The following is a 12,823-nucleotide window of genomic DNA, read 5'->3' as shown; positions in this document are numbered from 1 at the left end:
GCCCGGTAGCCGTCTCGCGACCGCGGATTCCTATTCGATACCAAAAGGCCGTCACCGATGGACCAAATCCCTCGGCCGAATTGCGCCGCAATCCAAAAAAGAACGCCGCATCCAATTGGATGCGGCGTTTTTGCGTTGAGGCGTCATCCCGATTTCTGTCGATGGGAGAGGTCAATAGACTCAGCGGTGAGCCGGTCTGGCGTGCGAAGCCTATTCCTTGACGATGCGCACCGCGCCGCGGGCGGCGCTGGTGGTCATCGCCGCATAGGCCTTGAGCGCCATCGACACCTTGCGGCTGCGCTTGCCCGGCTTCCAGGCATCGCTGCGCGCGTCCATCGCGGCGCGGCGGGTGGCCAACACGGTGTCGTCGACCAGCAGCTCGATCGAGCGGTTCGGGATGTCGATATTGATGCGGTCGCCTTCTTCCACGAGACCGATCAAACCGCCTTCGGCCGCTTCCGGCGAGACGTGGCCGATCGACAGGCCGGAGGTGCCCCCCGAGAACCGGCCATCGGTCACCAGCGCGCAGGCCTTTCCGAGGCCCTTGGATTTGATGTAGCTGGTCGGATACAGCATTTCCTGCATGCCGGGGCCGCCGCGCGGGCCCTCATAACGGATCACCACGACGTCGCCGGCCACGACCTTGCCGGTCAGGATGCCCTGCACCGCGGCGTCCTGGCTTTCGTAGAGCTTCACCGGCCCTTCGAATTTCAGCACGCTGGCGTCGACGCCGGCGGTTTTGACGATGCAGCCGTCGATCGCGAGATTGCCGCTCAGCACCGCGAGCCCGCCATCCTTCGAGAATGCATGTTCGACATCGCGGATGCAGCCGGTTTCGCGGTCGGTGTCCACTTCGTCGAACCGCAGCTCCTGGCTGAAGGCCTGCTGGGTCGGCACATTGCCGGGCGCGGCGCGATAGAATTTGCGCACGCTGTCGCTCTGGGTGCGGCGGATGTCCCAGCGGTTCAGCGCTTCGGTCATCGACGTGCTGTGCACGGTCGGCAATTCGGAATTGAGCAGCTTGCCGCGATCGAGCTCGCCGAGGATCGCCATCACGCCGCCGGCGCGATGGACGTCTTCCAGATGCACGTCGGGCACCGACGGCGCCACCTTGCACAGCACCGGCACCCGGCGCGACAGCCGGTCGATGTCCTGCATGGTAAAGGGGATCTCGCCCTCATAGGCTGCCGCAAGCAGATGCAGCACCGTATTGGTCGAGCCACCCATCGCGATGTCGAGCGTCATCGCGTTCTCGAACGCCTTGAAGCTGGCGATCTTGCGCGGCAGCGCCGATTCGTCGTCCTGCTCGTAATAGCGCCGCGCCAGATCGACGATCAGATGGCCGGCCTCGACGAATAATTGCTTGCGGTCGGCATGGGTGGCGAGCACCGAGCCGTTGCCGGGCAGCGCCAGGCCGAGCGCCTCGGTCAGGCAGTTCATCGAATTGGCGGTGAACATGCCGGAGCAGGAGCCGCAGGTCGGGCAGGCCGAGCGTTCCATCACCGCGACGTCGGCGTCGCTGACGGTGTCGTCGGCCGCCGCCACCATGGCGTCGATCAGGTCGACCGAGCGGGCCTTGCCGTTGATCGTGACCTTGCCGGACTCCATCGGGCCGCCGGAGACGAAGATGGTCGGGATGTTGACCCGCAGCGAGGCCATCAGCATCCCGGGCGTGATCTTGTCGCAATTGGAGATGCACACCATGGCGTCGGCGCAATGCGCGTTGACCATGTATTCGACGCTGTCGGCGATCAGCTCGCGCGACGGCAGCGAATACAGCATGCCGTCATGGCCCATCGCGATGCCGTCATCGACCGCGATGGTGTTGAATTCCTTGGCGACGCCGCCGGCCTTCTCGATCTCGCGGGCGACCAATTGGCCGAGATCCTTCAGATGCACATGGCCGGGCACGAATTGGGTGAAGGAATTGACCACCGCGATGATCGGCTTGCCGAAATCGCCATCCTTCATGCCAGTCGCGCGCCACAGGCCGCGGGCACCCGCCATGTTGCGGCCGTGGGTCGAAGTCCGGGAGCGATAGGCGGGCATGGCAATTCCTCGAAGGTTAGCAACATAGTCGGTGTTTCAAGAGCATATTAGCCGGTTTCGGTCCAGAGCTGTGCAAAAACGGTGGCCCAAATCATCGCGGCGCGGCCGTTGATGGCCGTTATAAGCGCCGCACGGCGCCGTTTTCGGCGCCGACCCAATGTTGCACCGCGATCAGGCGGCGGCCTGGTCCCGGTTCCGCTTGGATGAAGGCGCGGGCGCGGGCGATCGCGCTAAGGCGATAAATTTCGCGCCTGGAAGAACAGTTCGACCAGCCTGCCCTTGGTGCCAAGCAGAGAGAAAATATATTCCGGCAGTTCGACATCCATCTCGGTCACGACAATGCGCGCGATCCTGTCGGCGCGGCTGGAGCCGTGTTCCCAGATGAAACCGACACCCAACTGATTGGCGACCGCCTCCAGCATCCCCTCGCGGGTATTGACCACGATCGCCGGTTCCGGCTGCAGGCCGAGGCTGCGAAACGTCTTGTCGACGACGCGCTGGGTCGAGGAGTGCCGTGTCCGGAACACCAGCGGGTATTTCATCAGCTTGGCGATCGACACCGGCTCACGGCGATTGAGCGGATGTTTCGGATGGCAGATGGCGACGACGCGCTGGCTGAGGCAGACCTCGCTGCGAAACCGGCGATCCTGCGGCACGTCCGGCAGCACCGCGACGTCGACGCGGCGGTCGACCACGGCGCCGACAATGTCGGACCAGTTGCCGATCTCGATGCGCACCTGAATCTTCGGATAGAGCGATTTGAACGATGAGATCAGCGCCATTCCCGGCATCGCATTGCCGAGCCCGACCAGCAACTCGCCGCCCGCCAGTTCCTCGCGTTGCTGCAGGATCGCGATCGCGTCGGCCTCCATCGCCTGGATCCGGCTGGTCGACGCATAAAGCTGCCGGCACAGCTGCGTCGCCACCAGGCTCTGGCCGTGGCGATCGAACAGGCTGACGCCGAACGCCGCCTCGAGATCGCGCACCAGCTGCGCCACCGACGGCTGCGCGACGCCGAGGCTCTTTGCCGCGGCAGCAAAACTGCCGGTTTCAAACACCGCATTCACGGCGCGTATCCGCGACGACGTCAGTGCCATATCGATTCAATCGTCAGGGCCTGTTTGAAAATTCCAGCTGGGCACATCGTTACTTGAGGTGATCATGGCGAGCCGAAAGCGGCGCGGATCGCCGTTCGACTGCGAAGCAATCTGGGGCGCCCTGCACGCTCGCTTGATTGTGTAGTTGCAACGATTAGCGTCCTGCAACTGCGCGCATCGTGGTCGTGCTGCTCGCAAAGGCAAGTGCTGTGATCAGCATAGGACAATCCTTTGAATGTAATGTGACTGTTAAACGCCGCCGGTATTCCTCGCCCCGTTGCATTGCGGATGAGGGATCAAACCAGATGGCGGCAATCGAACTCAGCGCAATTCGAAAATCCTTCGACAGAATCGATGTCCTGAAGGGCGTCGATCTCAGGATCGAGCCCGGCGAGTTCATCTCGCTGGTCGGGCCTTCGGGCTGCGGCAAGTCGACCTTGCTGCGGATCATCGCCGGGCTGGAGACGCAAAGCTCCGGCGGCGTCCGGATCGATGGCGAGGCGGTCGACCATGTCCGTCCCAGCGCGCGCAACCTGGCGATGGTGTTCCAATCCTATGCGCTGTATCCGCATCTCAGCGTGTTCGACAATATCGCGGTGCCGCTGCGGATGCGCCGGCTGTCGGCGGCGCAGCGGCTGCCGCTGCTGGGCCGGCTGATGCCGAACCGCAACCGAGCCGAGCGCGGCATTCGCGAGGATGTCGAACGGGTCGCGGCGCTGCTGGAAATCGCGCCGCTGCTCAGCCGCAAGCCCGGACAATTGTCCGGCGGCCAGCGTCAGCGCGTCGCCGTCGGCCGCGCCATCGTGCGCCAGCCCAAGGCGTTCCTGTTCGACGAGCCGCTGTCGAATCTCGACGCCAAGCTGCGCGTCCATATGCGCGCCGAGATCGCCCAGTTACACCGCCGCCTCAAAACCACCTTCGTCTATGTCACCCACGATCAGGCCGAGGCCATGACCATGTCGGGCCGCATCGCCGTGATGATCGAGGGCCATCTGGTGCAGGTCGGCAAGCCCGCCGATGTCTACGACAATCCGCGCGATATCCGGGTCGCGGAATTCGTCGGCAGTCCGAAGATCAACGTGCTGCCGGGCGCGGTCCGTGCCGATCGCGGCGTCGAAGCGCTCGGCCGCCCGCTCGCATTGTCAGCCGCCGCGGGTGCGGGCGCCTGCCGAATCTGCGTGCGGCCCGAGCGCGTCAACCTTGGCGGCGGTGCGTTTTCCGGCACCGTCACGCATCTGGAGAATATGGGCGCCGAAGCCTTCGTGCATATCGGCTGCGACGGCATGGCGATCCCGCTGGTGGCGCGGATCGACGACCCGCGCCAGCTGCCGGCGATCGGCGCGGCGATCGATTTCGGCTTCGCCGCCGACGCGGTGCGCGCCTTCGACGCCGGCGGCAAACGCATCGAGACCACCAGCCGGCATCAGGCCGTGCAGCCGCGGGAGCATGCCCATGTCTGATATCGCGATCAGGATCGGCGCCGCCGCGCAGGACCAATCGACCGCCGTGCAACGCCCGCGCAGCCACCGCGCCCGCACGGCATTGACCGCGCAGGCGTTGGTCGCGCCGGCCGCGACGCTGATGCTGATTATTCTGATCGGGCCGCTGGTGGCGGTGCTGGCGCTGTCGTTCACCGATTACCAGCTCGGCGCGCCGTCGTTTTCATGGATCGGGCTCGACAATTATCGCCAGATGATGGCCGACCGGGTGTTCTGGATTTCGCTGCGCAACACCCTGACCTATGTGGTCATCGTGGTGCCCGGCTCGGTGGCGCTGGGGCTCGGCATTGCGCTGCTGATCCAGAGCGGCAGCAGCCTGCGCAGCTGGTATCGCACCATCTACTTTCTCCCGGTGATGGCGACGCTGATCGCGATGGCGATCGTCTGGGAGTTCATGCTGCATCCGCAATTCGGCCTGATCAACGGGCTGCTGCACAGCATCGGCCTGCAGGGCCATAGCTGGCTGCAGGACCGCAACTATGCCCTGTATTCGCTGTGCGCGATCGGAATCTGGCAGGCCGTAGGCTTCAACATGGTGCTGTTCCTGGCCGGCCTGGTGTCGATCCCCAAGCAGCTCTACGACGCCGCCGAGATCGACGGCGCGTCCGGCGCCTGGTCCCGGTTCCGGCTGGTGACCTGGCCGCTGCTGGGGCCGGTCACCGCCTTCGTGGTGGTGATCAGCAGCATCCGCTCGTTCCAGGTATTCGACACCGTGCAGGTGCTGACCAAGGGCGGACCTTCAAAATCCTCCGAGGTGCTGATCTACACCATGTACACCGAAAGCTTCGAGTTCTTCCGCTCCGGCTACGGCGCGGCGCTCACCGTGGTCTTTCTGGTGTTCGTGCTGGCGCTGACGCTGCTGAAGGCGCGGCTCAACCGCGGAGTGCACTACGCATGACCTTGCACGGACGTTTTCCACTCTGGGTCGTGGCCCGCCACGTCGTGCTGATCGCCGGCGCGCTGGTGATCCTGATGCCTTTTATCTGGATGATCTCGACCGCGTCGAAGCCGCAGACCGAGATCTTCACCAGCGATCTGCATCTGATCCCCGAGCATTTCGCGCTGTGGGACAATCTGCGCACCGCCTTCGCCAAGGCCGATCTGTGGCGATTCTTGCTCAACGGCGTGATCGTCACGGCGTCGATCTTCACCCTGCAGCTCTTGGTCGCGTTGCCGGCGGCCTATGCGCTGGCGAAGCTGCGCTTTCTTGGCCGCGACCTGCTGTTCGCCCTGGTGGTGTTCTGCATCCTGATCCCGCCGCAGGCCACCGCGATCCCGATATTCCTGCTGCTGCACCAGCTCGGCCTGCTCGACAGCTATGCGGCGCTGATCCTGCCGTTCTCGATCTCGGTGTTCGGCATCTTCCTGATGCGGCAGTTCTTCAAGACCGTGCCCGACGATCTGATCGACGCGGCGCGGATGGACGGCATTTCCGAATTCGGCATCGTCTGGCGGGTGATGCTGCCGACCGCGATTCCGGCGGTCACGGCGTTCGGCATCTTCTCGGTCGTGGCGCATTGGAACGATTATTTCTGGCCGCTGATCGTGCTCAACAGCAATGAGCTGCGCACGCCGCCGCTCGGCGTCGCGATCTTCCGCAACAACGAGGCCGGCACCGATTACGGGCCGCTGATGGCGGCGGCGATGGTCGTGATCGCGCCGCTGGTCATCGCCTTCCTCCTCGCCCAGCGCCGGTTCATCGAGGGCATCACCATGACCGGCATCAAGTGAGCCACCGCTTCCCCACCCACCAGGAGACGTCAATGTTGAAAACATGCATCGCCGCCGCAGCCATCGCGCTCGTAGCGGGAACCGCGCAAGCCCAGACCAAGACCGAGATCGTGATCCAGTATCCCTATGCGGAGCTGTTCACCGAAACCCACAAGCAGATCGCCGCGGAATTCGCCAAGGTCCATCCCGAGATCAAGGTGACGATGCGCTCTGCCTATGATTCCTACGAGGACGCCTCGCAGAAGGTGCTGCGCGAGGCGGTGACGGGCCAGATGCCCGATATCACCTTCCAAGGCCTCAATCGCGTCCGCGTGCTGGTCGACAAGAACATTCCGGCGCCGCTCGATGGCTATATCGCCGCCGAGAAGGATTTCGACAAGCAGGGCTTCCATCAGGCGATGTTCGATATCGGCACCGCCAGCGGCAAGGTCTACGCGCTGCCCTTCGCGATCTCGCTGCCGATAGTCTACGTCAATGTCGATCTGGTGAAGAAGGTCGGTGGCGATCCGGCGAATCTGCCCAAGACCTGGGACGGGCTGATCGCGATGGCCAAGAAGATCAAGGCGCTCGGTCCCGACATGAACGGCGTCACCTATGCGTGGGACATCACCGGCAACTGGCTGTGGCAGGCCCCGGTGTTCGCGCGCGGCGGCACCATGCTCAATGCCGACGAGACCAAGGTGGCGTTCGACGGCCCCGAGGGCAAATTTGCCATCAACATGCTGGCGAAGCTGGTGACCGAAGGCGGCATGCCGAATCTCGACCAGCCGTCGATGCGGGCGACCTTCGCCGCTGGCCATACCGGCTTCCACATCACCTCGACCTCGGACCTGCACAAGACCACCGAGATGATCGGCGGCAAGTTCGAACTGAAGACTCTGCCCTTCCCGGATGTGGTCTCGCCCAATGGCCGGCTGCCGGCCGGCGGCAATGTGATGATGATCCTCGCCAAGGACAAGGCCAAGCGCGACGCGGCCTGGGAAGTGGTGAAGTTCTGGACCGGCCCGAAAGGCGCGGCGATCGTGGCCCAGACCACCGGCTACATGCCGCCGAACAAACTCGCGAACGAGGTCTATCTCAAGGATTTCTACGTCAAGAACCCGAACAACTACACCGCCGTCAGCCAGCTGCCGCTGCTGACCAAATGGTATGCCTTCCCCGGCCAGAACGGTCTGAAGATCACCGACGTGCTCAAGGACCATCTCAACAGCATCGTCTCCGGCGCCCGCGCCAAGGAGCCGGAAGCCGTGCTCGCCGACATGGCGTCCGACGTTCAAAAGCTGCTGCCGCAGACCGCCGGTGCGGCGCACTAACGCGCCTCAGTCGCCACGGAACGATCACCACCGCGGAGCGCAGCAGCGCTCCGCGGCCGCTCATGCAAGGACCAAGATGAAGCTCATCCATCTCAGCGATATCCATCTGACCACGCCGGGCGCCACGATCGGCGGCCGCGACCCGCGCGCCAATTTCGAACGCGCATTGCATCACGCCATCAAGGATCATGCGGACGCCGAATTGATGGTGATCACCGGCGACCTGTCGGACTGGGGCGATGTCGAAGATTATCGCTGGCTGAAGGCGCGGCTCGCAACCGTTCCGCTCGCGACCCGGCTGTGCATCGGCAATCACGATAACCGCGCCGCCTTTCTTGAGGTGTTTCCCGAATTGGCCGCGCCGGATGGCCACGTCCAGGGCGTGCATGACACCAGCGCCGGCCGCTGTCTGTTGCTCGATACGGCGCAGCCCGGCACCCATGCGGGTCATTATTGCGCGGCGCGGCAGGCATGGCTGGAACAACGGCTGGCCGAACATGACGGCCCGTTCCTGCTGTTCATGCATCACAATCCGATGCCGATCCACCTGGGACCGCTGGATCAGATCCGGTTGCGCGACGACGTGGCGTTTCGCGCCATCGTCGGCCGCCATCGCGACAAGATCCTGCACATTTTTTTCGGACATTGCCATCTGCCGCTGGCCGGCTCGGTCGCGGGCGTGCCGGTGTCGTCGCTGCGCGGCACCAATCATGCGAGCTATCCACTGTTTGCCGAGACCGCGATGCTGAGCGCATCCGATCTGCCGGAATCCTACGGAGTGGCGTTCTTCGAGCCGGACTATGTCACGGTGCATATGGTCGAGTTCGGCTACACCGGCGCGATCCGGGTCGAAGGCTCGCCCGACTACAAGGCCTGGGACCGGGAGACCATGGCGCGATGAACTTCGTGATCCTGACCGATACCCATTTCGTGCCGCCCGGCCGCAAGATCTACGGGCTCGACCCGGCCGAGCGGCTCGCTGCCGCTGTTGAGAAGATCAACGCCAGCCATCCCGACATCGCTTTTGTCATCGTCACCGGCGATCTGGCGCATTGGGGCGAGGACGCCGCCTATGGCCAGCTCGCCACCGTGCTGGGACGGCTGGAAGCACCGAGCATCCTGATGATGGGCAATCACGATCGCCGTGATCTGTTCAGCCGGCACTTTCCCGGCGTCGCGCGCGACGCTGCCGGCTTCGTGCAATGCGTCCAGGTGTTCGATGCCGCGACCATCGTCACGCTCGATACGCTGGACGAGGAAGCGCCGAACCATGCGGGCCTATTGTGCGAGGCGCGACTGGCCTTCCTCGAGCACGCGCTCGCTTCCGCGCCGGCGGATCGTCCATTGCTGCTGTTCCAGCATCATCCGCCGTTCGATACCGGGCTGCGCTATATGGATACGATCAGGCTCACCAATCCGCAGGCCGAATGGGAGGTGATCGCGCGAACGCGCAAGCCCGATTATCTGTTCATGGGCCATCTGCACCGCCCGATCGCCGGCGCCTGGCGCGGCATTCCGTTTCACATCCAGCGCGCGCTGGCGCATCAGGTGGCGTTCGATCTCGAGGCCGAGGGCTATATCCCCGGCTCGCACGAGCCGCCGGATTATTCCCACGTCACCGTGAGCGGCGACCGCATCGTGATTCACCAGTGCTCGTTCCTGTATGACGGTCCAGCGTTCTCGCTGCAGGACCAGGCGGCGCTGAACCAGGCCTGATTCGCCTGGCATCAGCCGCTTGGCCGCATCGTCTGCGGCAGCATGAAAGGCACGCCGGCGTCGGTGAATTGGATAGCGGCGTCGACCTCGAACACCCGCCGCACCATATCGGCGGTGACGGTGTCGCGCGGAGGGCCGTCGCCGGCCAGCGCGCCGTGGTGCAATAGCACGATGCGGTCGGCGAAGCGCATCGCCAGATTGAGATCGTGCAGGATCGCGATCACCGCGGTGCCGTTTTGGGCGCGGCGGCGCGCGGTCTCGACCAGATCGATCTGATGCCGCAGGTCGAGACTCGAGGTCGGCTCGTCGAGCAGCAGCAGCGCCGGGCCGTGCTCGGCCTCGCCGCAAGCCAGTTGCACCAGCACGCGGGCGAAATGCGCGCGCTGCTGCTCGCCGCCCGACAGCGTCGGCAGTTTGCGGCGGCGAAAATCGGCCAGTCCGACTTCGTGCAATGCCGCCTCGATCAGCGGTTGTGCCGCCGGCCCGTCGCGATCGCCGGCGCCCATCGCGACGATCTCCTCGACGGTGAAAGGAAAGCTGACATTGACGTGCTGCGACAGCATCGCGCGGCGGAGCGCCAGCTCGCGCGGCGCGTAGTCGTACAGATCGTGGCCGTGCAGCCTGATCGCGCCGTGGCTGGCGCGCAGATCGCCGGACAACAGCCGCAGCAGGGTTGATTTGCCGGCGCCGTTCGGTCCGGCGATGGCGACGATCTCGCCGCTTTCGATCCGCAGATCGACGCGGTCGACCAGCGTCGCGCCGCCGATCGCGAATGACACCGCCTCGGCCTGCAGTACCGCGCTCACAGCCCGATCAGCCCGCGCTGCCGCAGCAGCATCGCCAGAAAGAACGGCGCGCCGATTGCCGCGGTCAGAATCCCGATCGGCATTTCGGCCGGCGCCACGATGGTTCGCGCCAGCGTATCGGCGCCGATCAGCAGGATCGCGCCGACAAAGGCCGAGGCCGGCAGCAGCAGCCGGTGCGACGGGCCGATCAGCAGCCGCAACAGATGCGGGGTGATGATGCCGATGAAGCCGATGACGCCGCAGATCGACACCGCGACGCCGGTCATCGCCGAGACCAGCACGATCGCGATCCGTTTCAGCCGCTCGACATCGACGCCGCTGTGAAACGCTTCGGATTCGCCAAGCACCAGCAGATCGAGCCGCCGCGCGATCATCGCGCAGACCAGCAGGGCGATCGCCAGCACCGGCGCGATGGTCGTGGTCTTGGCCCAGGTCGCGCCGCTCAGCGAGCCCAGCATCCAGAAAGTGATGTCGCGCAGCTGACGGTCGTCGGCGACGAACACCAGCATGCCGATTCCCGCATTGGCGATCGCGGCGATCGCAAGTCCCGCCAGCAGGAACAGCGCGATCGAGGTGCGGCCCGCGCGGCTGGCGATCCAGTACAGCACCATGGTGGTCAGCAGCGAGCCGGCAAAGGCCGCGATCGGCAGCAACTCATTCTGCATGAAGCGCAGATGGACGACGAGCGCGCTGTCCATCACCACGATCGATGCCGCCGCCGCGAAGGCGCCGCCGCTGGCGACGCCGACCAGCGCCGGATCGGCGAGCGGATTGCGGAACAGGCCCTGCATCAAGGCGCCGGCGACCGCCAGCAGGCTGCCCACCATGCCGGCCGCGACGATGCGTGGAATCCGGATCGACCACAGCACCAATTGATCGCGCGCCAGCACGGCGGCGCTATCGCCATGAGCCGCAAGGCCGAGCGCGGCCGGCAATCGCGCCAGCGGGATCCCGGCGGCGCCGACCGTCAGGGCGACGATCACGCTGCCGAGCAACGCCGCCGACAGCGCGCCGATGATCAGCATCGACGACGGCCGCGCAGCGCGCCACCGGCGATGAACCCGGTCGCGCGATCCGGCCTCGATCGCGCTCATTGCCGGCAGTTCGCCGCCAGCACGGCGGATTTGAAGCGGTCGGCCTCGGTTGCAAGCTGTGGATAGAGCCGGATCGCGACGTCGCGCGCCGCCGCCGCCGTCCGCGGGCCGAAGCCGAGCAGGTACAACCCGTCCATCGCGACGAATGTCTTGTCGCTCGCGACCTTGGTCATCGCGAAGGCCGGGTGCTGGTAGATCGCCTCGGCGGCCAGCGACTCCTTGCCGCGCTCGATCGACAGCACCCAGTCGGGCTTCGCCGCGACGATCGCCTCGTCATTGATCATCTTGTAGCCGTCATAGCCGTCGATCGCATTGACGGCGCCGGACATCCGTATGATCTCGTCGGCCGCGGTGTGGCGGCCGGCCACCATCGCCCGGCCATTGACCAGCGACATCACGAACATCACCCGCACCGGCTTGGTCACCTTCGCGCGTAGTTCCCGCAATTGCGCAAGATCGCTGGTCACCGCGGCGCCCAGGCAGGCCGCGCCGGCATCGGCGCCCATCGCGCGGCCGACCAGATCGATCTTGTCGAGCAGGCCCTGTTCGGAAAATGTCTCCGGCACCAGCACCAGCGGGATCTTCGCGGCGTCGAGGATCGCCATGGTTTCCGGCGGGCCGGCGCCCTGCATCGCCAGGATCAGCGTCGGGTTGAGGCCGACCACGCCTTCCGGCGACAATTGCCGCAGATAGCCGACGCCGGGTTTGTCGCCGAGCGCGGCGGCCGGAAATGTGCTGGTGGTGTCGACGCCGACGATCCGCTTCTCGAGCCCGAGATCATAGAGAATCTCGGTGATGGCGCCGCCGATCGAAACCGTCCGCGACGGATTCTCGATCGCGACGTCGCGGCCGCGGGCGTCGTGGACCACGAGCGCGCCGGCGAGGCTGGCGCCGGGCAAGGTGAGGCAGCAAAGTATCGCGGCGACTGGCGCAGCAAATCGGGCGCGACGGCTATGACGAGGGTGATAGCGGGGAGCCGAGCGGGTCATTTGGTCAGTATCAGCTTGTTCTGGGAGGTGAGGCGCAGCCGGTAAGTATCGTCGCCATGCGCGATGATGATTTCGCGCTCGGTCGAGAACAGATTGCGGCTGTCGATCCGGTTGCCGCTGACATTGACCAGGCGTTCGGGGGAGATTGCCGCCGGCGACGCCGGCATTGCTTGGTCATCTGAAAAATCTGTCGTCATTATAAATAGCGCCCCGGATGTGTTGCGATCCTGATCTAGATAGTTCAGCGCAGTATAGGCAATCCGGACGCGATCGTTTTTACAATCGATATAAACAGCGGGTACCAGGTCCCGGGCGGCGGCCTGTCATTGCGGGATGCCGACGTGGGCCGTCGATGATCAGTTGCGCCGACCGCCCGTTGCTGCCGTTCGTGTCGAGCCGAGGCGCCAGTTTACAATCGCTTTAATCTGGATCGACGGAGGTTGACCCACCCAAGGTGCGCCGATACCAAGATTTGCGAGACGTTGGCAACTGCCAGCGGGATCTCACAGCCAGCCAGCTGCCCTTCGGG

At 65.0% G+C, this 12,823-nt stretch carries 12 protein-coding genes; 6 read left to right on the top strand and 6 right to left on the bottom strand.

Annotated elements, in window-relative coordinates; all coding sequences use genetic code 11:
• Positions 1-210 precede the first annotated feature (210 nt).
• The gene (gene ilvD / locus RBJ75_RS15645; RefSeq protein ID WP_044415369.1) at positions 211-2,049 is read right to left on the bottom strand and encodes a dihydroxy-acid dehydratase; all 1,839 of its coding nucleotides are present in this window, start codon (positions 2,047-2,049) and stop codon (positions 211-213) included.
• Positions 2,050-2,279: 230 nt separating this feature from the next.
• Positions 2,280-3,116, bottom strand: a complete 837-nt coding sequence (locus RBJ75_RS15640; RefSeq protein WP_234707491.1) for a LysR family transcriptional regulator — start codon at positions 3,114-3,116, stop codon at positions 2,280-2,282.
• 335 nt (positions 3,117-3,451) lie between these two features.
• Here RBJ75_RS15640 and RBJ75_RS15635 point away from each other — a divergent pair, with 335 nt between their 5' ends.
• From RBJ75_RS15635 to RBJ75_RS15610, 6 genes are all read left to right on the top strand, one after another.
• Positions 3,452-4,606 carry an ABC transporter ATP-binding protein gene (locus RBJ75_RS15635; RefSeq protein WP_044415373.1) on the top strand — a complete coding sequence of 385 codons (1,155 nt, stop codon included), beginning with the start codon at positions 3,452-3,454 and terminating at the stop codon, positions 4,604-4,606.
• Entirely contained in the window at positions 4,599-5,543 is a 945-nt protein-coding gene (locus RBJ75_RS15630) for a carbohydrate ABC transporter permease (protein WP_044415375.1), read from the top strand. The genes RBJ75_RS15635 and RBJ75_RS15630 overlap by 8 nt, the downstream gene beginning before the upstream one ends.
• Positions 5,540-6,376 carry a carbohydrate ABC transporter permease gene (locus tag RBJ75_RS15625; protein ID WP_044415377.1) on the top strand — a complete coding sequence of 279 codons (837 nt, stop codon included), beginning with the start codon at positions 5,540-5,542 and terminating at the stop codon, positions 6,374-6,376. The genes RBJ75_RS15630 and RBJ75_RS15625 overlap by 4 nt, the downstream gene beginning before the upstream one ends.
• A 32-nt stretch (positions 6,377-6,408) precedes the next feature.
• The gene (locus RBJ75_RS15620) at positions 6,409-7,689 is read left to right on the top strand and encodes an ABC transporter substrate-binding protein (protein ID WP_044409991.1); all 1,281 of its coding nucleotides are present in this window, start codon (positions 6,409-6,411) and stop codon (positions 7,687-7,689) included.
• A gap of 76 nt (positions 7,690-7,765) precedes the next feature.
• Positions 7,766-8,590: a phosphodiesterase gene (locus RBJ75_RS15615; protein ID WP_044409994.1), complete on the top strand. Its 825-nt coding sequence runs from the start codon at positions 7,766-7,768 to the stop codon at positions 8,588-8,590.
• A complete protein-coding gene (locus RBJ75_RS15610; RefSeq protein WP_044409997.1) occupies positions 8,587-9,405 on the top strand; it encodes a phosphodiesterase in 819 nt (272 codons plus the stop codon). The genes RBJ75_RS15615 and RBJ75_RS15610 overlap by 4 nt, the downstream gene beginning before the upstream one ends.
• 11 nt (positions 9,406-9,416) lie before the next feature.
• Here the strand turns inward: RBJ75_RS15610 and RBJ75_RS15605 are convergent, their stop codons facing one another.
• From RBJ75_RS15605 to RBJ75_RS15590, 4 genes are read right to left on the bottom strand one after another with little or no spacing between them, the layout of a single operon-like run.
• Entirely contained in the window at positions 9,417-10,211 is a 795-nt protein-coding gene (locus RBJ75_RS15605; protein ID WP_044410000.1) for a heme ABC transporter ATP-binding protein, read from the bottom strand.
• Positions 10,208-11,305 (bottom strand): FecCD family ABC transporter permease, encoded by a 1,098-nt coding sequence (locus RBJ75_RS15600; RefSeq protein ID WP_044410003.1) that lies wholly within the window; start codon positions 11,303-11,305, stop codon positions 10,208-10,210. Before RBJ75_RS15600 ends, RBJ75_RS15605 begins: the two co-directional genes overlap by 4 nt.
• Entirely contained in the window at positions 11,302-12,294 is a 993-nt protein-coding gene (locus tag RBJ75_RS15595) for a hemin ABC transporter substrate-binding protein (RefSeq protein ID WP_080900997.1), read from the bottom strand. The genes RBJ75_RS15600 and RBJ75_RS15595 overlap by 4 nt, the downstream gene beginning before the upstream one ends.
• Positions 12,291-12,461: a hemin uptake protein HemP gene (locus RBJ75_RS15590; RefSeq protein WP_234707389.1), complete on the bottom strand. Its 171-nt coding sequence runs from the start codon at positions 12,459-12,461 to the stop codon at positions 12,291-12,293. Before RBJ75_RS15590 ends, RBJ75_RS15595 begins: the two co-directional genes overlap by 4 nt.
• Positions 12,462-12,823 lie beyond the last annotated feature (362 nt).

Source organism: Rhodopseudomonas sp. BAL398 (assembly GCF_033001325.1).
In the GTDB taxonomy this organism is placed as follows: domain Bacteria; phylum Pseudomonadota; class Alphaproteobacteria; order Rhizobiales; family Xanthobacteraceae; genus JARJEH01.
This window is presented reverse-complemented; position numbering and strand designations above follow the sequence as displayed.